The following is a 20,986-nucleotide window of genomic DNA, read 5'->3' on the forward strand; positions in this document are numbered from 1 at the left end:
GGCCCCGTTGCGGTGCTTGTCCGGGTGGCGACCCCCGGACCCCCGGCCGGGTGGGTGTGGCACTAGCCGTTGGCCAGGGCCTGCACCCGGTCCAGGGCCCCGTTGCGGTGCTTGTCCGGGTGGCGACCCCCGGACCCCCGGCCGGGTGGGTGTGGCACTAGCCGTTGGCCAGGGCCTGCACCCGGTCCAGAGCCCCGTTGAACTTGTCGTGGTCGCCGACCGTCGGGCCGGAGGAGGTGTACTGCCACATCGTGTAGTACGACCAGCCGGCCGGCAGCGTTCCCGGGTCCGAGGCGTAGCGGGCGATCCACAGCGGGTTGTTCGCGGCGAAGCCGCCGTAGTTGCCGGTGCACTGGGCCCACCAGCTCGTGGCCGTGTAGATCACGGGGTAGCGGCTGGTGAGCGACCTGTAGGTGTTGACGAAGTCGGCGATCCAGCTGACCATCTGGCTCGCGGTCTTGCCGTAGCAGGCGGCGCCGTAGGGGTTCCACTCGATGTCGAGCGCGCCGGGCAGGGTCTTGCCGTCCTTGGACCAGCCGCCGCCGTGGCCGGCGAAGTAGCTCGCCTGGGTGGCGCCGCTGGTGGTGTCCGGGGTCGCGAAGTGATAGGCGCCGCGGATCATGCCCACGTTGTACGAGCCGTTGTACTGCTGGGCGAAGTACGGGTTCGTGTAGTACGTGCCCTCGGTCGCCTTGCTGTACGCCCAGCGCACCCCGCTGCCCCACAGGGTCGACCAGGCGACGTTGCCCTGGTGGGCGGAGACGTCCACGCCCTCGGTCTGGGTGACCTCACTCGAGGTGGGGGTCCCGTTTCGGCCGTCGTGGGCGAGGACGCCCATGCCCATGCGGGCGGAGCCGCGGCTCGGCGTGGTCGCGGCATGGGCGGAGGTGAGGGGCAGGGTGAGGGAGAGCGCCGCGAGCAGGGCCGCGACGAGGACGGTGAGGGGGCGCGGGGAGCGGGCGGAGCGGTCGGAGCCGGGTCTGTGCACGGGCATGACGTGCCTCCGGGGACGTGGGGTGGGGGGAACGAGGCGGTGACCGTGAACCGAGTGCGCACTGGCGTGGGCATGCCATTGATTGCCTGCTAAAGAAGCTACGCACGTAGATGACGGCGTGGAAGGGGGTCCGGACGCCGCCGTTGGTCTACGCCTGCGAAATACTTACGGAGCTGCGGCAATGACGATTTTTGGCAGAAACTTTCAGGACCGGGAAACCGAGCAGGGGTGCTGACGTGCATGAGGACGGAAACGGCGACGCGCATCGCGGCGCCCACGAGATGACGCCCAGGGGCGCGGACCAGGAATTCCTGGCGCTGGAGCGGGAGCTGACCGTGCTGCTGCGGCGGGCACGGGCCAACCAGGGCGAGATGGCCCGCGAGGTCCATCCCGACCTGGAGTCCTCCGCTTACGGCCTGCTCATCCGCCTGGACGAGTACGGTGGCCAGCGGGCGACGGAACTCGCCGCCTACATCGGCGTCGGCAAGGCCACCATGTCCCGCCAGCTGCGTGCCCTGGAGGAGCTCGGCCTGATCGCCCGCGAACCCGATCCCGCCGACGGCCGTGCCTGGCTCGTCACCCTGACCGACGAGGGGCGCGGCCGGGTCGGCAAGGTCCGGGAGGCGCGCCGCGCCCGGTACGTCAGCCAGCTCGCCCACTGGGACCGCCGCGAGGTCGCGGAACTGGCCCGTCTGCTGCACCAGCTGAACGGCGTCATGGAGAAGTAGGCACACAGGGAGAAGCAGGCGCACAGGGGGGCAGCGGGCGCACGGGGAGAAGCAGGCGCACAGGGGAGCAGTGGGCGCGTGCGGTGCGCGCCTCACAGCTCCACGTAGACCACCGTCGCGTCGTCGTGCGTCTTGCTCCGCCCCAGGAACGCCCGCTCCTCGGTGTCCGCCGCCTCCAGTTCCCGCACCCGGTCCACCAGCGACCGGGCGCCCTCCTTCGCGACCACGTCGAATAGGGCCGGCCAGTCGCCCTCGTGGAACTTCTCCGTCCAGCGGGTCGCGCCGTCCGTCAGCGCGGCCAGGGCGCGGACCTCGCGGCGGGGCAGGGTGCCGGCGACCGCGCGCGCGGCCACCGACGGGTCGGCGGCGGCCGTGAAGAAGCCGCCCTCCTTGTTGCGCAGGGTGGCGTCCACCAGGGCGTCGGTGGCGAGCTGGGAGCGCGGGATCCGGGCCAGACGGTCGTCCAGGACCGGGCTGACCGTCCCGTCGGGCCCCTGCAGCAGCAGCGCCGCGTCGGACAGCACCAGGTACTCGACCGCGTCGGCGGACCAGCGGGCCAGCGCGACGGTTGCCTGGGGGGTGCGCGGGTGAGAAAGCTCACAGGTGTCCGCGTGGGCCTCGGCGGTGCGGCCGATCGCCCGCGAGAGAATCTCCGGGAGCATCAGATCTCCGCGCGAAACGGTCAGTTCGGTCAGCGCGCCGCCGAGCCGCGCGGTGAACCAGGGGACGGAATGCAGACACCCCGTCCCGCCTCTCGGCGGGGTCACCCCGTCCAGGACGATCACGCAACCTCCCTGTCCGGAGGCGGGTAGTCCGGCACCGGCGAAGTCCTCGTTGGGGCGGTTCGCGTCGCCGGGTTCCGAAACGAGATCAGTTCGCATCCAGCCAGTCTGCACGAGCCCTTCACAGGATGCGCCAAAGGCTGGCAAGAGCCGCCGAATTGACACGACCGCGCAGGTCAGCCGCCTGTTTTGGGCGGGAATGAGCGGCTCCGGGAAGGCGTGGCGGCGAATACTGCCAAAGCCTGCGGCGCGCGTCCAACCGGCGTGCCGCACAGGGGCCCCACACGCGCCACGGGAACTTGCCCGTCAACTCCCCTCCGATGTTCACTCCTTCGGGTGGCGGGTCAGGTGATGCGCGACCACCGCCTACCGGCGCTGGGAGGGTCGGGAACCGTACGAACCGGGTGTACGCACCACTTGGCACCGAAATGACGGGGCGCCACCCGGTGCCCTGGGTAGACGAGTTCAGGATTGCGAGCACCGGTGCAGAAAACGCGGCCTCGGCGCACAGGCAGGCAGACGGCCCCCACGGGGACCGCCCAGCAGACCCCCGCGGGCACCGGCCGCCCCACCCATGTGCGCACCCGGCTCATCGTCGCCGTCGCCGTGGTGGCCGCCGCCGTCGCGGGAGCCGGCGCGCCCTCCCTCCTCACCGCCTCCCAGGACGTCAGCGACTCCCAGGACCTGGTGACGCTGGCCGCCCGCACGCAGGACGCCCTCGCCCTCGCGAACTCCCTCGCCGACGAGCGCGACGAGGTCACCTCCTACGTCGCGGCGGGCCGCCCCAAGTCCAAGGCCCCCTCCGAGGACCGCAGTGCCCGTGTCGACCGGCAGGTCGAGGACCTGCGCGCCGACACCGACACCCCTTCGAGCCTGCGCGGCGACCTCGACGGCATCGACGCCGTCCGCCGGGCCGCCCTCACCGGCAAGAGCTCGGCCCTCCAGGTCCACCAGGCGTACTCGGAAACCATCACCGCGCTGCACCGGCTCGCCGAGCAGCTGGCCGAGCAGACGCCCGCACGGGCCGGCTCCGGTGCCCACGCGCTCGCGGAACTGGACACCGCCGTCCAGCAGTCCGCCGCCGCCCGCGGTCTGCTGCTGGCCGCGCTGAACGTGCCGGCCGGCACCCGTACGGTGATCAACCCGGTCACCGGCCTGCCCACCACGACCTCCACCACGTCCACGGCCGACCGGAAGCAGCGCGACCAGCTGGCCGCCGCCGCTCAGCAGGCCCGGCTGCGCGCCGACGCGGCCCTCGCCGACTTCCGCGCGACCGCCCCGAAGGCGGCCGTCGACTCCTACGACTCCACGGTCACCGGTTCCGACGTCAACTCGGCCGAGAGGTACCTGGCCACGCTCACCGACCAGCCGACGCTGGCCGACAGCGAGCTGACCACCAGCACCAAGAAGCTGGACGCGGCCCTGTCCGCCCGCGTCGACCTGATGCGCGGCACGGAATCGGCCCTCTACGACCACCGCACCAAGGACCTGGCGCAACTCCGCGACGACGACGTCACCGCCCTGGAGATCCGCATCGCCGTCCTCGGCGCGCTGATGCTGGTCGCGGTCGGTATCGCCACGGCCATGGCCCGCACCCTCACCCGGCCCCTGTCGGTGCTGCGCCGCGGTTCGGCCCGCCTCGCGGAGTCCGACGACCCGACCGCCCAGGAACCGATCGCCTTCACCGGCCGCAACGACGAGTTCGCCCAGGTCGTCCGCTCGGTCAACGCCCTGCACGCACACGCGGTGGCCCTGCGCGAGCAGGCCGTCTCCGCCAACGAGCGGGTCGCCACCCTGGAGGCCGACCGCAAGCACCTGGTCGGCCAGCGCCAGAAGATGGCCGACGCCCGCGAGGAACTCCGCGCCGAACTCACCGACGCCGTGGCCCGGCTGGAGCGGTTGCGCACGAGCATCGGCGGCACCTTCGTGAACCTCTCGCTGCGCACCCTCGGCCTGGTGGAACGCCAGCTCGCGGTGATCGAGGGCCTGGAGGACCGGGAACAGGACCCGGACCGGCTCGCGACCCTCTTCAAGCTGGACCACTTCGCCACGGTCATGCGCCGCCACAGCGAGAACCTGCTGGTCCTCGCCGGCGCCGAGCACGTCCAGCAGCACCACGGCCCGGTTCCGCTGGTCGACGTGGTCCGGGCGGGCGTCAGCGAGATCGAACGCTACGAACGCGTCCGTATCGCCGCCCTCCCCCCACACGCCCACGTGGCGGGCTTCGCGGCCGACGACCTCTCCCATCTCCTGGCCGAACTGATGGAGAACGCCACGTCGTTCTCCCCGCCGGAGCTGCCGGTGGAGATCTCCGGCTGGCTCCTGGAGAGCGGCGAGGTGATGCTCTCGGTCCAGGACGAGGGCATCGGCATGGCGCCCGAGCGCCTCGACCGTCTCAACTCCCGTCTGACCGACTTCGACCCCGTGTCCCCCTACGACGACGAGGGCGACGACGGTCTCGGCCTCGGCCTGTACGTCGTCGCCCGCCTCGCCCACCGGCACGGGGCGCGTGTGCAGCTGCGCGAGCAGAAGCAGGGCGGCATCGCGGCGGTCGTGGTCCTGCCGGCCGCTCTCCTCGCCGAGGCCCCGCCGACCGCCCTGCCCCCGCAGACCTCGTCCCTGAGCACCACGGGCACCTTCTCCCTCCCCGGCGCCGACGCCGAGGTCAACTCCAACGTCCTCCCCGCCCGCCCCAAGGACCTCGACCCCTTGGTCGCCCTGGCGGAACGAACGGTTGCCTCCGGCGGCTTGACGGAAGGGACTCCTGCTTCTGGTGGGTCCGCCGGGGAAGGTGTGTCCGCGTCCGGCGGTTCGGCGGAAGAGGGTGCGCTTGCCTCGGGCGGGACGGTGCGGGGGGCGTCTGGCTCCGGTGGTTCGGCGGATGAGGGCGTGCGCGCTTCCGGTGGGTCGGTGGATGAGGATGCGTCCGCCTCCGGTGGCTCCGCGGCGGGGGGTGCGTCTGCCTCCGGCGGCTTGACGGAAGGGACTCCTGCTTCTGGTGGGTCCGCCGGGGAAGGTGTGTCCGCGTCCGGCGGTTCGGCGGAAGAGGGCGTGCGCGCTTCCGGTGGGTCGGTGGATGAGGATGCGTCCGCCTCCGGTGGCTCCGCGGCGGGGGGTGCGTCTGCCTCGGGTGGGTCGGTGGAGGGCGTGCCTGCTTCTGGCGGGTCGGCCGGGGAAGGCGTGTCCGCTTCCGGTGGCTCCGCGGCAGGGGATGTGTCCGTCTTCGGCGGGTCGGCGCGTGAGGCGTCCGGCTCCGGTGGGTCGGCGGCGGATGTCCCCGGTTCCGGTCCTTCCGGTGGCACGGCCGAAGAGGGTGCCTTCGGTGAACTGGGGGCGGGGGACGAGGAGGCCGAGGGCGCCTTCGGTGGCTCGGCCCAGGACGCGGTGCGGGTGGCCTTCGGTGAGCGCACCGAGGCCACGGCACCTGAGGCCCGTGCCGGGCGCGCCGAGGACACGGTGCGGGCGGTCCATGAGCAGGCCGACGCGGGTGCGCAGAACGCGGAGACCCGCCCGAAGGCCCCGGCGGAGACCTACGCCGAGACGACGATGGAGCTGCTCCTCCCGGACCTCACCACGGAGCCCACGGCCGACCGGACCGACGCGCCGCGGGCAGGGTTCACGGACCCGCCGGCCGCCGACGCCGGACGCGCCCCACAGGGGCTGCCCACACCCGGTGACGAGAGCCGCACGGGTGGTGCGGGTGGGAGCGGAGAGCCCGCCGAAGGCGAAGCCGAGGCGGTCACCGCCAAGGGCCTCCCCAAGCGCACCCCCAAGATCACCGTACCGGCCCAGGCCCCGCGCCGCCGAGCCGGAACCGTAGACGCCGAAGCCCTCCGCAGGAGGCTCGGCGGCTTCCGCAGCGGAGCCCAGGCCGGCTACCGCGCCGTAGAAGCAGAAACCGCACACGCCGAAGAAGCCACAGAAGCCACGGGGGGCACAGCCGAGGAGGCAAGCAGTTGACCGCGCCCAGTACGTACGGACTGAGCAGTGAAGCCCGCAATCTGCACTGGCTGCTGACCAACCTGGTCGAGGAAGTCCCCGGCATCCAGTCGGTCGCCGTGGTCTCCTCCGACGGCCTCCTGCTGCTCTCGTCCGACCCCGGTCACACCGAGCAGTCCCGTCGGGCCCGTCCGGCGAAGGGCCCCCGCGGCTCCTCCGCCGACCTCGCCACCATCGTCTCCGGCATCGGCAGCCTCACCGTCGGCGCCGCGAAGCTGATGGCGTTCGGCGGGGTCAGGCACACGATGATCGCGATGGAGGAGGGCAGCCTGTTCGTGATGTCGATCAGCGACGGCTCGCTGCTCGGTGTGCACGGCAGCGCCGAGTGCGACATGAGCGTGGTGGCGTACCACATGGCGCTGTTCGTCGGCCGGGCCGGCCACGTCCTCACCCCCGAACTCCGCAGCGAGCTGCGCAAGTCCCTGGAGGCCGAGTCGACGGGGAGCACCCGATGAGCGGCACATCGAAACTCCCGGTGCGCGGCGGCGACCGCAAACCCGCCCGCGTGCGCCCCTACTCGCTCACCGGCGGCCGTACCCGTTTCGGTCACGTCCTCCTCGTGGAGACGTTCGTGGCCGCGCTGGAGGCCCCCGAGGAGCGCAAGGAACTGACGAATGGTTCCCTCACCACCCGGGTCATGCCGGAGACACGGGCCATCGTCGAACTCTGCCGCCGTATGCGCACGGTGGCCGAGATCGCCGCGCTGCTGAAGATGCCGCTCGGTGTGGTCCGCGTGCTCCTGAGCGACCTCGCGGACCAGGGAAAGATCCGTGTGTACGGCACCGGAACCGGTCACGGCACCGGCCGCCCGGACCGCGCGCTGCTGGAAAGGGTGCTGAGTGGACTCCGCCGTCTCTGACGCCACCGGCGTCGCCCCCCTCGTCACCGAGCCCGACGAGGATCTGAGGTCCTGGCAGACGGACCGCACCCGCGCCCCCATCGCCACGAAGATAGTCGTGGCGGGAGGCTTCGGGGTCGGTAAGACGACCCTGGTCACCTCCGTCTCGGAGATCACGCCCCTGCAGACCGAGGCGCTGATGACCGAGGCCAGCGAGGAGACCGACGACCTCACCGCCACACCCGGCAAGCTCACCACCACCGTGGCCATGGACTTCGGCCGCATCACGCTCGACGACGACCTGGTGCTCTACCTGTTCGGCACGCCGGGCCAGCAGCGGTTCTGGTTCATGTGGGACGACCTGGTGCGCGGTGCGATCGGTGCGGTCGTCCTCGCGGACACGAGGCGGCTCAAGGACTGCTTCCCCGCGCTGGACTACTTCGAGAGCTGCGGGATGCCGTACGTCGTGGCGGTCAACCACTTCGACGGCAGCGAGCGTTTCGAACCGGAGGACGTGCGAGAGGCGTTGACCATCCCCGCGCACATCCCTGTAATGATCATGGATGCGCGGCGCAGAATCTCGGTGATCGAGACCCTCTTGTCCCTCGTCGCCCACGCGCTGGACGAAACCCCCGAGTAGGAGAACAGCCCTCGTATGCGGAAGATACTCGTCGTCGGAGCCGGCCAGTCCGGTCTCCAGCTCGCCCTCGGCCTGCAGTCGCACGGCTACGAGGTCACCCTGATGTCGAACCGGACCGCGGACGAGATCCGCACCGGCCGGGTCATGTCGACGCAGTGCATGTTCGACACGGCCCTGCAGTCCGAGCGCGACCTCCAGCTGAACTTCTGGGAGTCCCAGGCCCCGAAGATCGAAGGGCTCGGCGTCTCGGTCGCGGCCCCCGGCTCCCACGACCCGGGGCCCACGCAGCGGGCGATCGACTGGGTGGGCAGGCTGGACGGGTACGCGCAGTCGGTCGACCAGCGGGTGAAGATGGCCGGCTGGATGGAGACGTTCGCGCAGCGCGGCGGCCAGCTGGTCATCCATGGCGCGGCGGTCGGTGACCTCGACTACTTCTCCCGTACGTACGACCTCGTCCTGGTGGCCGCCGGAAAGGGCGAGCTGGTCCAGATGTTCGGCCGCGACGCCTCGCGCTCCCCGTACAGCGACCCGCAGCGGGCGCTGGCGGTGGCGTACGTCCACGGGCTGGGCCCGCGCCCCGAGCACCCGGACTTCCACGCCGTCCGGTGCAACCTCGTCCCCGGTGTCGGCGAGCTGTTCATCATGCCGACGTTCACCACCTCCGGACCGGCCGACATCCTGTTCTGGGAGGGCATACCCGGCGGCCCGCTCGACGTCTTCAACGGCGTCAAGGACCCGGCCGAGCACCTCTCCCTGACCCTGGAACTCATGGAGAGGTTCACTCCGTGGGAGTACGCGCGGGCCACCAAGGTCGAACTGACGGACGCGGGCGGCACGCTGGCCGGCCGCTACGCCCCGACCGTCCGTAACCCGATCGGCCGGCTGCCCGGCGGCGGCCTGGTCCTGGGCGTCGCGGACGTCGTCGTGGCCAACGACCCGATCACCGGCCAGGGCTCCAACTCCGCTGCCAAGTGCGCGTCCGCGTACCTGGCCTCGATCCTGGAGCACGGGGACAAGCCGTTCGACGAGGAGTGGATGCAGGCCACGTTCGACCGGTACTGGGCCACCGCGCAGCACGTCACCAAGTGGACGAACGCGATGCTCATGCCGCCGCCGGAGCACATCCTGAACCTGATCGGGGCGGCCGGTCAGCTGCAGCCGGTGGCCAACCGTTTCGCCAACGCGTTCAACGACCCGGCCGACTTCGAGAACTTCTTCTACGAGCCGGAGAAGACGGAGGCCTACCTGGCCTCGGTCACCGGGGCCTGAGGGGCCTCTGACCTGGGCTCCGGCCGCCGTCGTCTGTCGTTGTCGGCCGACGCCGGCCGCTCTCGCACAACCCATGGACGGCCCCGGCTGCACCGGGGCCGTCCATGGGTGGGAAGCCCAAGCGACAGGTGGAGTCTCCTCACCCGGGGGGCACGCTCAAGCAATCACTTGGGAACAGGAACGGGCATCATGGTCGTGCCGTTCACTCGTACCCACACCTGAGGCGGGAAGGCCTCACCTTGGGCCAGTGGCAGTTCGAAGCGCAGGGCCTGCAGCGGCTGCAAGTACTCCTCCGCGATCGCACGTCGCGATACGGTGCCGTGACCGCCGGACATGACTTCCGCGTGCACCGACCGCCTGCCCAGATTGCGCAGATCGAGGTACACGCCGTCGACCAACTCAAGCTCGAACTTGATCTCGTCCAGAGACGCCTGAGTCGCCCGCAGCGCTGCCATTGCCGCAGCAGCCTGCACTTCCGCCGCCTTGGCGATTCGGTGCGTGGCCAAGTAGCCGACCACACCGAGTGCCAGGGTCAACAATGACAACCCCAAGCTCGCTAGCCCCATGACCGCCTCAACGAAGGCGAGGCGCAGCGGTTACGGCTAGCCGGCTGACTTGTCCCGTGAGTTGAGAGCTGCTTCGTCAGTGAACCTTTTTGTGCGCATCTGACCGACGAGATCACGCGCCTCTTCGGCGACCTTCTCCGCGGCACGTGCGGCTTCCGCACCTCTGGACGCCGCCTTGAACGCTCGAAGGCACGCAGCAACTGCGAACGCACACAAGCACAGGGTGAGAACGTTTGTGATCGGTGTGAAGTAGCCTGCCATGCCTGCCAATCCCCCAGTCCGAGTCTGGTTGGAGCGTGCTCGTGCACACTCGCACAACGCCAAACACCAGCGTAGGGAAACGCGCATTCAGGTGAGCTTTCGATCAACTGCCCGCTATGCTGCGGCCTCCGTACTACTTGTCGAGAAGCGTCGGCGGGGCCTGAGGGCCTGGGCGGACCGCGCCGAGGATGGGGTAGGACGCCATCGGGGAGACTTCGACGGCCCCTCCCGGTCTCGGTGCCTGTACGACCCGGCCGTCGCCCACGTACATCGCCACGTGGGTGGCCTCGGGGAAGTAGATCACCAGGTCCCCTGGACGGAGGTCCTTGAGGGGGATCCTCCTCAGTCGTTTCCACTGCTCCTGGCTGGTGCGGGGGATCGGGGTGCCCGCGTGGGACCAGGCCTCGGAGGTCAGGCCCGAGCAGTCGTACGCCGAAGGCCCCTGCGCGCCCCACCGGTACGGCTTGCCGAGCTGGGCCATGGCGTAGCGGACCGCGCGGTCGCCCTCGGGGGTGGCCGGGCGGTCGTCGGGGAGGGCGCCGGAGGTGGTGAGCTTGTGCTGGGCCTCGGTGACGCCCTGCCGCTCCAGGCCGGCGATCGCGGTCAGCTGGGCCGGGGTGAGGGAGGCCAGCAGGCGTTCCACGTCGCTCAGCCTGGCCCGGACGTCGTCGCGCTGCTTCTTGTGCTGGTCGGCGAGCGCGAGCTGGGTGCCGAGGGCCTTGCGGGCCGCCCGGGTCAGGACGTCCTGCCGCTTCTCCGCGGCGGTCAGCCGGGTCACCGTGCGGGCCCGCTCGCGCGCCAGCTCGCCGATGACATGGCCCTCGTCCAGGGCGTGCTGAGGGTCGCGGGCGAGGAGCAGGCGGAGGTACGGACCGAGGCCGTCGCTGCTCTGGTACTGCTGCCGGGCCAGCCGTCCCGCGTCGGCCCGGCTGGCCTGCAATGCGAGGCGGGCGCGGGACAGTTCGCCGTCGAGGCGGGAGACTTCGGCGCGCTGCCGAGCCAGCTTCTCGGCGCTGGCGTCGTAGGTCTCGGTGGCCTGTTCGGTCTGCCGGTACAGCTGCTGGAGTTCCGTCAGCAGTGCCGAGACGGACCGCTGTTGCGGGTCGGGCGCGGCCAGGGCGGGTGCGGGTGTGAGGACGGCCTGGGCCGCCACCGTTGCCGTGCAGGCCAGGCGCAGAAGCGTTCCTGACACGTCTTCACCTCCGGTGCCGGTGAGGGCGGGCTCTCCGCCGCTCGTCGCACCGGGATCATCACGTGATAATCAGACGTGTCCGCGCGGGCCGCGCCCCGAGCGTGCGCGGTTTGGCGCAAGCCTGTCACCCGTTCGCGTCGTCCGGCTTGCCGGACGGCGTGCCCTGTGGCTTGGACCAGGGCCACCGGAGCCTGCCGCCGGAGGTGTCGTCCGGGTCGTACTGGTACTTCCACCCCTGGAGCAGGCCGAGCCGCCTGCTGTGTCCGCGCGGCACGCGGCGGTAGACGAGGACCGTGGCCGGGCCGCCGTCCGGGTCCGGGACGGGGATGCGGTACGTCTTCGGGGGGTGCCCGGTGGGGCCGACCAGGACCGGCAGTACGCGTCCGTCCATGGGGCCGCCCTCGAACGGGGTGTCCTGACTCTTCACGGCTTCAGTCTCGGTCATTCCCGGTGAGCGCGCCGACGAGGGCGGCCGTCTGCGGGTCCCGGCCGGCGGTGACCGTGAGCATGGCCAGGAACTGTTCCACCAGCCAGTCGCGCAGCTCCTCGACCGGGGGCTGCTTGTCCTCGTCCAGCCAGATCAGGGAGGCCGCCTCCACGGCCGTGATCCACGTCCGGACGGTCATGCGCAGCCGGGGGCCGGGGTCGGTGACACCGAGGTGGCCGTGGATGTGCTCGGCGGCGGCCCGGCGCACCCCGTCGACGATGGCGGTGGTCCGCGAGGTCCCCACCACGCTGCCGCCCTGCAGCAGCGCGCTGAAGCCGGTGTCGTGCTCGTCGACGAAGGCCAGATAGCGGTCCAGGGCACGGGACAGGCGGGCCAGCGGCGGGCCCTCACGGGGCTCGTCGAAGCACAGCTGGAGCTCTTCGGCGGCGGAGCGCAGCGCGGCCTCGTACAGCTGCTGCTTGCCGCCGGGGAAGTACCGGTACACCAGCGGGCGGGAGACCCCCGCCGCCTCCGCCACGTCGTCCAGTGACACGTCCTCCGGTGCGCGGTGCGCGAAGAGGGAGAGCGCGGCGGCGAGGAGCTGGCTACGGCGCTCCTCGACGCTGAGCCGACGGTAGGCGGGGGTGGTGGCCTGCGGGGTCATGCCTCGCAGCGTAGTCGCCGGGCGGTGGGGGTGCCGGGTGCCCGCTGGGCGTGGGACTAGTTGACGCCCTTGAAGCTCATGGCACCGAAGGGGAAGCCGTCGGCCATCTTCACGCCCCAGTTCAATGAGAAGACCTTGCCCTTGCAACCCGTCTTCGAATACAGGTTGAGCATGTGCCGGCTGTTGTTGTTGATCGACCGGATGGGCACCGAACGGCTGTTGTTGCAGGCGCCGAGCTGGGTGTTCACCTTCCCGTACCGGCCCGTGAAGTGCTCCTTGGACCACACGCACGTGTAGTTCTTCTCGCAGTCCCCGCTCGCGGCGTGGGCGGGGGTGGTCATGACGGCCACGCCGATACATCCGGCCGCGGCCGTCACACCCGCCGAGCGGGCCATGCGCTTGAGGAGAGTCACTGTAAACCCCGTGTGTCAGATGGCAGTTGACGCATGCGGCGGTACATCATCAGATGATCGTCCTGACCGCTTCGTCAGTCTAACCATCCCTTTACGCAAGCAACCCGGAGGACTTCCACAGTCGCCTGCCGGCCCCTCGCAGCACCCCGATGTCGTCCAGGAAGTCCGTCAGCCGCCTCGCGCCGGTCTGCATGACCTCCCGCCGATGCGCACTGGCCTTCACCTGGGCCATCGCCTCCCGCCTGTCCAGTCCCACGTTCGTGTACACCTCGGGATTCACGAAGGCGACCGAGAACACCCGGGCGAACTCCCCGGACGTGACCCGGGTGAACTCCTGCGACCACTTCGGCGCCGTCACCATCTGGCGCCGCAGCTCCTCACGGGCGTACCGCACGTGCCGCGCCTCCTCGACCACGTGGATGCGCGTGACCCCCCGGACCAGCGGCTGGACCCGCTCGTCCGGGAACGTCAGCCGCTGCATCCAGTCCAGGACCTCCTCACCGAGGAGCGTGGCGGTGAAGGAGCCGGGCGTCGTCGAGATGGTCTTGAAGAGACGGCCGAGGTTGCGGTGGGCGCGGCTCACCGGATACCAGGGCGCGTCCCCCCGCGCGATCAGCCGCGCGAACATCTTCGAGTGCCGGCACTCGTCCTCGATCTCGGTGAGCGCGTAGCGCACGTGCGCACTTGTCGCCGCCTTGTCGTAGATGTGCCGGACCAGCAGCTGCATCAGGATGATCTCGAACCAGATGCCGAGCGAGGCCAGCGCCGCCGACTCGTGCTGGGAGAGCAGGATGCGCTGCTCCTCGGACATCCGCCGCCACATCGGGGTGCCGTACAGCGACACCAGCTCCGGCGGCCAGAACCACTTGCCCTCCTCGAAGGGTGCGTCCCAGTCCAGCTCCTTGTCCGGGTCGAAGGAGTGCTTGGCGGAGGAGACGAGCAGTCGTTCGGCCACCTGCTCCCGGTCCTTGAGCAGGCCGAGCGCGTCGCGCAGGCCGTCCAGCGCGTCCGCTTCCGTCAGGGTCGTCATGGCTCCCTCACCTCGTCGCCCGGGTAACGTCGTATGCCTCTTATGAGACTGCCTGTCAGCAAGGCCGTCAATCCCCTGCGCATGACTTGTTGACTTCGCGTCTACGTGTGAGCCTGCGAGGTATGCCGACCCGAGACCTGTACGCCAACGACCCCGGTGACTCCTCCTGGCAGGTGCCCGCGAGCGGTGCCGCGCGGTTCAGCTGGGAGTACGACGACGGCCGCGACCGGCTGCTCGCCCTGTACCAGAAGGGCAAGGACAAGCAGTGGGACGGGCGGCAGCGCATCGACTGGGACCTGGAGGTCGACCCGTACGACGCGCTCGGCACGCCCGAGGAGGCGATGTCCCTGTACGGCACCAGGTACTGGGACAAGCTCACCGACAAGGACAAGGGGGAACTGCGGCGGCACTACGCCTCCTGGCAGTTCAGCCAGTTCCTGCACGGTGAACAGGGCGCGATGATCTGCGCCGCGCGGATCGTGGAGTCGGTGCCCGATATGGACGCCAAGTTCTACTCCGCCACCCAGACCATGGACGAGGCCCGGCACGCCGAGATCTACGGCCGGTTCCTGCACGAGAAGATGGGACTCGTCTACCCGGTCAACGACAACCTGCAGTCCCTGCTCGGCGACACGCTCCGGGACAGCCGCTGGGACATGCCGTACCTGGGCATGCAGGTGCTCATCGAGGGCCTGGCGCTGGCCGCCTTCGGGATGATCCGGGACACCACGAACAAGCCGCTGCCCAAGCAGATCCTGACGTACGTCATGCAGGACGAGGCCCGGCACGTGGCCTTCGGCCGGCTGGCGCTCAGGGACTACTACAAGGAGCTCACCGACGCCGAACTGCGCGAGCGCGAGGAGTTCGTCATCGAGGGCTGCTACCTGATGCGCGACCGGCTCCGGGGCGTCGAGGTCCTGGAGAACTTCGGCATCCCCAAGGCCGAGGCGGAGGCGCTGAGCGAGCGCTCCGAGTTCCTCCAGCTGTTCCGCAAGCTGCTGTTCAGCCGGATCGTGCCCTGCGTCAAGGACATCGGACTGTGGGGCAAGCGGCTGCAGCAGGCCTATGCCGACATGGGCGTCTTCGAGATGGGCGACTCCAATCTGGACCTGCTGATGGCCCAGGACGAGGAACTGGCCGAGCAACTGGACGCGGAACGCTTCGCCGCCGAGGAACGGGACCGGATCACTGAGGTGCGGGACACGATCGAGGCGGGGGCGACGGAGGACTGAGACGGCCGGGCGCATGGCTGCGGTCGCGGGGAGCCGGTGTCGCCGGGGCCTCGTGTGGCCGGGGTGGCGCCGGGGTCCTGTGGCTGAGGCGATCGGCGGGGCGTTCACCCTCGTGCAGTAGCGTGCTGGCGTGTCCATGCCTCCGTCACCGCAGCAGCCGTATCCCCACGGCCCCCAGCCGCCGGCGTACCCCTACGGCCGGCAGCCCCCGCAGGCCGGTCCGGGCCCGTACGGTTCCCCGTACCCGCAGCACCCCCACCCGCAGCAGGTGTACCCACAGCAGCCGTACCCACAGCAGCCGTACCCGCAGCAGCCGTACCCCGCCTGGGGTATGCCGCCCATGGCGCCGCCGCCGAAGAAGCGACGGGTCGGGCTGGTGCTCGGGATCGTGGGCGGTGTGGTCACGGCGGTCGTCGTGGGTCTCGTCCTGGTCGGGGCGCTGGCCGGGAGCGGCTTTCCCGAGGCGAAGAACAAGCTCACGCTGCCCAGGACGCTGCTCGGCGGGAGGTTCCGACTCGCCCAGGACCTCTCCTCCTCCGAGGGCAAGAAGATCGAGGACGAGGCCGACGGGGCCTGGGACGCCAAGGACCTCCACGGCGTGGTCGGCACGTACCACGTGGACGGTGAGGCCACCAAGGGCACGCTGGTGGTCTCGGGCATGTACGGCCGGTTCAAGAACGCCGACGTGGCCCGCAGGAACATGATGAAGGGCGCCGCCGAGGGCGCCAACGCCAAGGTCGCCGTCCCCGCGAAGGACTTCCGCCTGAGCGGCGTGACGATCAGCTGCGAGGTGGTGACGCAGGAGCAGATGGGTACGAAGTTCACCGTGCCCATGTGCGCCTGGGCCGACGGCAACACGGGCGCCACGGTCGCCACCGTGAACACGCCGCTCGCGTCGCAGAGCCCGTCGGACATCGATCTGGAGGCATCCGCGAGGAACACCCTCCAGGTCCGCTCCGAGGCGGTCCAGCCCATCGGCTGACCCTCCTCACCGGCCCAGGACGGCCCGCATCACATCCCGTGCGATCGGCGCCGCGTCCCCGCCGCCACTGATCTCACCGCGGTCCGCGGAGGCGTCCTCCACCACCACCGCGACCGCCACCTGCGGCTCCAGGGAGTCGTCGGCCTGCGCCCAGGAGACGAACCAGGCGTACGGCACCCCGGTGTTGCCGACCCCGTGCTGCGCGGTGCCTGTCTTGCCGCCCACCAGGGCCCCCGGGATGGCGGCCTGGGTGCCGGTGCCCTCCTGGACCACATCGGCCATCAGCTCCTTCAGCCGTGCGGCCGTCGACGGCTTCATCACCTGACGCACCGGATGCGTCCCGCTCCCGGCGACCGTCTCACCGCTGCGCCGGGTCGTCCGGTCCACCAGATACGGCGACCGCAGCTGCCCCCCGCTCGCCACCGCCGAGGCCACCATCGCCATCTGCAGCGGCGTGGCCCGCGTGTTGTACTGCCCGATCGAGGACAGCGCCAGCTGCGCCCGGTCCACGTGCGTGTCGAAGGTGCTGGGCGCGACGGAGAAGGGGATGCGCAGCCCGGCGTCGTTGAACCCGAACGCGTTCGCCGTGGCCGCCATGCCCTTCACCCCGACGTCCACACCGAGCTTGGCGAACACCGTGTTGCAGGACCACTCGAAGGCCGACCGCAGCGAGGCGTCCCGGCAGTCGTCGGCCTCGTTGGTCAGCCGGGTCCTGGTGCCGGGCAGCCGATAGGGGTCGGGGGAGTCGGTGCGCGCGTCCAGGTCGGTGACCACGCCCGCGTCCAGGGACGCCGCCGCGGTGACCACCTTGAACGTGGACCCCGGCGGATAGGTCTGCCGCACCGCCCGGTTGAGCATCGGCTTCTCCGGGTCGTGGTTGAGCCGCGCCCACGCCGAGGTCACCGCCTCGCCGTTGCCGGACAGCTCCCCGGGGTCGTACGACGGACTCGACACCAGCGCCAGGACCCGGCCCGTGGCCGGCTCGATCGCGGCCACCGCGCCCTTGCGCCCGCCGAGCCCCCGGTACGCCGCCTCCTGCGCGCCCCGGTTCAGCGTCGTGACGATGTTCCCGGCGGGGCGGCGCCCGCGCGTCACGTCGTTCCACAGCGGCAGCGGCGACAGCATCGGATCGGTACCGGCGAGCACCCCGTCCGCGGCGTGCTCCAGGAACGTGGTGCCGTACGACTGCGAGGCGAACCCGGTGACCGGGGCGTACAACGGGCCGTTCTTGTAGGAGCGTTCGTAGCGCAGCTGCTCACCGGTGTCCACGGAGCCGGTGACCGGCCCGTCCCCGACCAGGATGTCGCCGCGCGGCTGGCCGTAACGGGCGATCTCGGCACGGCGGTTGGCCGGGTTGCCGTCGTAGAGGGCGGACTGCACCACCTGCACCCGGGCCGCGTTGACCAGCAGGGCCGCCAGCAGCAGCGTGCAGAACGCGCAGGCGTGCCGGATGTACCGTGCCATCGGCCGCCCGCCCTCGTGGAAGCCGCCGTACTCGCTCACCGGGCCTCCCGGCCGTCGTACTGGCTGCGCGCCGAGTCGCTCACCCGGATCAGCAGTGCCACGATCGTCCAGTTGGTGACCACCGAGGAGCCGCCCTGGGCGAGGAACGGCATCGCCATACCGGTCAGCGGGATCAGCCCGGTGACCCCGCCCGCGATCACGAACACCTGCAGGGCCAGGATGGAGGCGAACCCGACCGCGAGGAGCCGGCCGAAGGGCTCCCGCAGGGCCCGCCCCGCCCGGTAGCCGCGCTCCACCAGCAGGGCGTACAGCAGGATGATCGCGGCGAGCCCCGCGAGCCCCAGCTCCTCGCCGGCCGTGGCCAGGATGAAGTCCGACTTGGTGGCGAAGCCGATCAGGATCGAGTGCCCGAGCCCCAGCCCGGTGCCGAGGACCCCGCCGGCGGCGAAGGCGAACAGCGACTGGGCGAGCTGGTTCGGTCCCTGCCCGGCCTCGATGGTGGCGAAGGGATGCATCCAGTCCTCGATCCGCTGGTTCACATGCGGCTCCAGGCGTCCCACGGCGACGGCCCCCAGCACGGCCAGCAGCAGCCCCACCGCGATCCAGCCCGTCCGCCCCGTGGCGACGTACAGCAGCACCACGAACAGCCCGAAGAACAGCAGCGAGGTGCCCAGGTCCCGTTCCAGCACCAGCACCCCGACGCTCAGCAGCCAGATCGTCACGATCGGCCCGAGCACCCGCCCGGTCGGGAACTGCAACCGCCACAGCCGGCGGCCGGTGTACGCCAGCGCGCTGCGGTTGGCGGCCAGATAGGCGGCGAAGAACACCGCGAGCAGAACCTTCGCGAACTCGCCCGGCTGGATGGAGAACCCGGCGAGCCGGATCCAGATACGGGCGCCGTTGACCGCCGGGAACAGGATCGGCAGCGCGAGCAGCCCGAGCGCGGCGGCCACGCACACATACGAGTACCGCTGCAGCGCCCGGTGGTCGCGCAGCACCAGCACGACGACGATGAACAGCCCGATGCCGAGCGTGGACCACACGAGCTGGGCCAAGGCCGCCTGGTCGTGCGGGGTCTCCAGGTCCAGCCGGTAGATCAGGACCAGCCCGAGGCCGTTGAGCAGCACACCGATCGGCAGGAACAGCGGGTCGGCGTACGGCGCCCGGATGCGCACCGCGAGATGCGCGCACAGGGCGAGCACCCCGAGCCCGGCGCCGTAGCCGGCGGCTCCGGGCGGGACGGTGCCGGTCCGCGCCAGACCCACCGCGCAGTAGCCGTACACCGCCAGCAGTACCGCCAGCAGGATCAGGGCGAGTTCGATGCCACGGCGCCGGGGGAGGCGTACGGCGGGTGCGGGAGTCTGCGCCGCCGCCACGGTGGTTCCGGCCTTGGTCATGCCCGGAACCTACCCAAACAGGGCGTCTTGTGTGCCATGCCCGCCGGTGCCCGCGTGGCGTGCCCCCGAGCTCTACCGCCCCTCGACCACGGGCAGCACCAGCGTGGCGACGGCCCCGCCGTCCACCGCGTTCGCGAAGAACAACCGCGCCCCCAGAACCTCCGCCTGCCCCACGGCGATGGTCAGCCCCAGCCCGTGCCCGGTAGCACCGCCCTCCGTACGGAACCGCTGCGGCCCATGAGCCACCAGGTACTCCGGATACCCGGCTCCATGATCACGAACGGTCACCACGGCCCCGTTCACCGTCAGAACCACCGGCGGCGCTCCGTGCTTGTGCGCGTTGGCCACCAGATTCCCCAGCACCCGTTCCAGCCGCCGCCGATCGGTCTCCACCCGCGCGTCGGCCAGGACGCGCACCTCCGTGTCGGTGCCCGAGGCCCGTACCACCCGCCGGGCCAGCGCCCCCAGCTCCTCCGTGTCCACCTCGAGCCGCTCCCGGCCGGTGTCCAGCCGGGAGATCTCCAGCAGGTCCTCGGTGAGGGTGCGCAGCGCCGCCACCCGGTCCCGCACCAGCTCCGTCGGCCGGCCCGGCGGCAGCAGCTCCGCCGCCGCGTGCAGCCCGGTCAGCGGGGTGCGCAGCTCGTGCGCCACGTCCGCGGTGAAGCGCTGCTCGCTCAGCAGCTTGCTCTGCAGCGACGAGGCCATCGTGTCCAGGGCGGCGGCCACCGCGGCCACCTCGTCCTGCGGGCGGGACCGGTCCTTCGTGCGGGGGTCGTCGACGCGTGCGTCGAGGTCGCCCGCGCTGATCCGCCGGGCCACGCGTGCGGTGCCGTGCAGCCGCCGGGTCACCCGGGTCACCGCGAACACGCCGACCAGCACCGTCGCCCCGATCGCGAGCCCTGACGACCACAGGATCGAGGTGTCGAGTCCGGCGATGGTGCGGGCCTGCTGCGAGTAGTCGACCGCCACGGCGAGTGCCCGGTGCCCGGCGACCGGGCCCGCCGCCCACATGGTCGGCCGCCCGTCGTCCGAGGAGACCATGGTGCCGCGCTCGCCGGCCGCCGCCAGCGTCCGCAGCGCCGTCGGCAGCCCCCGGGGGTCCACCCCGGCGTTCGGCAGCAGCGTGTCCCCGGCCTCGTACGCCTGGGTGGCGTCCGCGAGCTTGGACAGGGCAAGGCCGCGGGCCTGGCCGACGGTCTGGTTGGTCACCGAGACGTGCACCAGGACACCGAGCAGCGCGGCCAGCGCACAGCACATCACCGTGATGAACGCGGCCGCCTTCACGGCGAGCGGCCCGGCCCACCGGGGGAGCACGAGCCTCACCGCGCGCTCGCCGAGGAGGAAGCGGAGGGGGAAGCGGAGGACGGAGCGGAGGGGGAGGCGGACGGCGTGGGCGAGGGCTTCTTGGCGTGCCGGCCCCCACTGGTGTGCAGGTACTCGTCGCGGGAGAACACCATCGCGCGCTGTCCGGGGTCCCACACCCAGGTCGTGCGGTACTCGTAGCCGGAGATGTCGGCCGGAGAGCGCTCGATCAGGGACCGGCCGGCCAGCTCCACGCCGAGGATCGCGTCGTTGTCGGCCAGCACCTGCACCAGCCTGTGCTTCTCGACGGTGTACACCCGCACGCCCGTCTGGTTGGTCGGGTAGAGCCGGAAGCCGAGCGTCATGTCGTCCCGGCCGTCCCCGGTGAGGTCCCGGTAGTACGGCTTCAGCAGCGGGCAGCGGGCCCCGTCGCCGCCGGGCCGGCAGTCCTTCAGCCGGTCCACGGTCGCGTGATAGGCCCCCTTCGATCCGTAGTCGTCCGGATGGGCCTTGATCTCGGCCTCGACCACAGCCACCGGGTCCACCGCGCGGATGTCGTCGCCGGGGACCGTGATCCCTTTGACGACGTCCCTGGTCGCCACGTCGTAGGGGTAGGCCGGGCTGGAGGCCGGGCGCAGGTCGGGCCAGAGCTTCGCCGGGCTGACGGCGGTGGCGGTCGCGCCCGCGCCGCGCAGCCCGCCGGTGTCCCCGCAGGCCGCCGCCGTCGCCGACAGCAGGGCGACGACGGCCGCGGCGAGGGCGGTGCGCGCGGGGCTGCGGGCTGGCACGGTACTCCTGGGGCGTCA

The 20,986-nt window shown here is 71.3% G+C and carries 20 protein-coding genes; 8 read left to right on the forward strand and 12 right to left on the reverse strand.

The window, feature by feature from the left end:
• Positions 1-157: 157 nt before the first annotated feature.
• Positions 158-994 carry a lysozyme gene (locus ACWC94_RS11080; protein ID WP_450796217.1) on the reverse strand — a complete coding sequence of 279 codons (837 nt, stop codon included), beginning with the start codon at positions 992-994 and terminating at the stop codon, positions 158-160.
• 236 nt (positions 995-1,230) lie between these two features.
• Between ACWC94_RS11080 and ACWC94_RS11085 the strand changes: the two genes are divergently transcribed.
• Positions 1,231-1,722 carry a MarR family winged helix-turn-helix transcriptional regulator gene (locus tag ACWC94_RS11085; RefSeq protein WP_450796218.1) on the forward strand — a complete coding sequence of 164 codons (492 nt, stop codon included), beginning with the start codon at positions 1,231-1,233 and terminating at the stop codon, positions 1,720-1,722.
• A gap of 92 nt (positions 1,723-1,814) precedes the next feature.
• Here the strand turns inward: ACWC94_RS11085 and ACWC94_RS11090 are convergent, their stop codons facing one another.
• Positions 1,815-2,603 (reverse strand): protein phosphatase 2C domain-containing protein, encoded by a 789-nt coding sequence (locus ACWC94_RS11090; protein WP_450796219.1) that lies wholly within the window; start codon positions 2,601-2,603, stop codon positions 1,815-1,817.
• Between the two features lie 384 nt (positions 2,604-2,987).
• Between ACWC94_RS11090 and ACWC94_RS11095 the strand changes: the two genes are divergently transcribed.
• From ACWC94_RS11095 to ACWC94_RS11115, 5 genes are read left to right on the forward strand one after another with little or no spacing between them, the layout of a single operon-like run.
• Positions 2,988-6,464: a nitrate- and nitrite sensing domain-containing protein gene (locus ACWC94_RS11095; RefSeq protein WP_450796220.1), complete on the forward strand. Its 3,477-nt coding sequence runs from the start codon at positions 2,988-2,990 to the stop codon at positions 6,462-6,464.
• On the forward strand, positions 6,461-6,958 hold the full coding sequence (locus tag ACWC94_RS11100) for a roadblock/LC7 domain-containing protein (RefSeq protein WP_360087546.1): 498 nt from the start codon (positions 6,461-6,463) through the stop codon (positions 6,956-6,958). Before ACWC94_RS11095 ends, ACWC94_RS11100 begins: the two co-directional genes overlap by 4 nt.
• Positions 6,955-7,362 carry a DUF742 domain-containing protein gene (locus tag ACWC94_RS11105; RefSeq protein WP_450796221.1) on the forward strand — a complete coding sequence of 136 codons (408 nt, stop codon included), beginning with the start codon at positions 6,955-6,957 and terminating at the stop codon, positions 7,360-7,362. Before ACWC94_RS11100 ends, ACWC94_RS11105 begins: the two co-directional genes overlap by 4 nt.
• On the forward strand, positions 7,343-7,981 hold the full coding sequence (locus ACWC94_RS11110; RefSeq protein ID WP_450796222.1) for a GTP-binding protein: 639 nt from the start codon (positions 7,343-7,345) through the stop codon (positions 7,979-7,981). Before ACWC94_RS11105 ends, ACWC94_RS11110 begins: the two co-directional genes overlap by 20 nt.
• A gap of 15 nt (positions 7,982-7,996) precedes the next feature.
• Positions 7,997-9,250, forward strand: a complete 1,254-nt coding sequence (locus ACWC94_RS11115; protein ID WP_450796223.1) for a styrene monooxygenase/indole monooxygenase family protein — start codon at positions 7,997-7,999, stop codon at positions 9,248-9,250.
• A gap of 164 nt (positions 9,251-9,414) precedes the next feature.
• Here ACWC94_RS11115 and ACWC94_RS11120 read toward each other — a convergent pair whose 3' ends face one another.
• From ACWC94_RS11120 to ACWC94_RS11145, 6 genes are all read right to left on the reverse strand, one after another.
• Complete coding sequence (locus ACWC94_RS11120) at positions 9,415-9,786, reverse strand: hypothetical protein (RefSeq protein WP_450796224.1); 372 nt, start codon at positions 9,784-9,786, stop codon at positions 9,415-9,417.
• A gap of 424 nt (positions 9,787-10,210) precedes the next feature.
• Positions 10,211-11,269 (reverse strand): NlpC/P60 family protein, encoded by a 1,059-nt coding sequence (locus ACWC94_RS11125; RefSeq protein ID WP_450796225.1) that lies wholly within the window; start codon positions 11,267-11,269, stop codon positions 10,211-10,213.
• A 124-nt stretch (positions 11,270-11,393) separates the two neighbouring features.
• A complete protein-coding gene (locus tag ACWC94_RS11130) occupies positions 11,394-11,696 on the reverse strand; it encodes a hypothetical protein (protein WP_450796226.1) in 303 nt (100 codons plus the stop codon).
• A 4-nt stretch (positions 11,697-11,700) separates the two neighbouring features.
• Entirely contained in the window at positions 11,701-12,360 is a 660-nt protein-coding gene (locus ACWC94_RS11135; protein WP_450796227.1) for a TetR/AcrR family transcriptional regulator, read from the reverse strand.
• Between the two features lie 56 nt (positions 12,361-12,416).
• A complete protein-coding gene (locus ACWC94_RS11140; protein WP_450796228.1) occupies positions 12,417-12,773 on the reverse strand; it encodes a peptidase inhibitor family I36 protein in 357 nt (118 codons plus the stop codon).
• 91 nt (positions 12,774-12,864) lie between these two features.
• Positions 12,865-13,803, reverse strand: coding sequence for an AurF N-oxygenase family protein (locus ACWC94_RS11145; protein ID WP_450796229.1), 939 nt, complete (start codon positions 13,801-13,803; stop codon positions 12,865-12,867).
• Positions 13,804-13,925: 122 nt separating this feature from the next.
• Here ACWC94_RS11145 and ACWC94_RS11150 point away from each other — a divergent pair, with 122 nt between their 5' ends.
• The gene (locus ACWC94_RS11150) at positions 13,926-15,035 is read left to right on the forward strand and encodes a ferritin-like domain-containing protein (protein WP_450796230.1); all 1,110 of its coding nucleotides are present in this window, start codon (positions 13,926-13,928) and stop codon (positions 15,033-15,035) included.
• 136 nt (positions 15,036-15,171) lie between these two features.
• Positions 15,172-16,017: a hypothetical protein gene (locus ACWC94_RS11155; RefSeq protein WP_450796250.1), complete on the forward strand. Its 846-nt coding sequence runs from the start codon at positions 15,172-15,174 to the stop codon at positions 16,015-16,017.
• A 6-nt stretch (positions 16,018-16,023) separates the two neighbouring features.
• Here the strand turns inward: ACWC94_RS11155 and ACWC94_RS11160 are convergent, their stop codons facing one another.
• From ACWC94_RS11160 to ACWC94_RS11175, 4 genes are all read right to left on the reverse strand, one after another.
• A complete protein-coding gene (locus ACWC94_RS11160; protein WP_450796251.1) occupies positions 16,024-17,481 on the reverse strand; it encodes a peptidoglycan D,D-transpeptidase FtsI family protein in 1,458 nt (485 codons plus the stop codon).
• 35 nt (positions 17,482-17,516) lie between these two features.
• Positions 17,517-18,878 carry an FtsW/RodA/SpoVE family cell cycle protein gene (locus tag ACWC94_RS11165; RefSeq protein ID WP_450796231.1) on the reverse strand — a complete coding sequence of 454 codons (1,362 nt, stop codon included), beginning with the start codon at positions 18,876-18,878 and terminating at the stop codon, positions 17,517-17,519.
• A gap of 72 nt (positions 18,879-18,950) precedes the next feature.
• A complete protein-coding gene (locus ACWC94_RS11170) occupies positions 18,951-20,201 on the reverse strand; it encodes an ATP-binding protein (RefSeq protein ID WP_450796232.1) in 1,251 nt (416 codons plus the stop codon).
• Positions 20,198-20,968 carry a hypothetical protein gene (locus ACWC94_RS11175; protein WP_450796233.1) on the reverse strand — a complete coding sequence of 257 codons (771 nt, stop codon included), beginning with the start codon at positions 20,966-20,968 and terminating at the stop codon, positions 20,198-20,200. Before ACWC94_RS11175 ends, ACWC94_RS11170 begins: the two co-directional genes overlap by 4 nt.
• Positions 20,969-20,986: the final 18 nt, after the last annotated feature.

This window comes from Streptomyces sp. NPDC001135 (genome assembly GCF_053598395.1).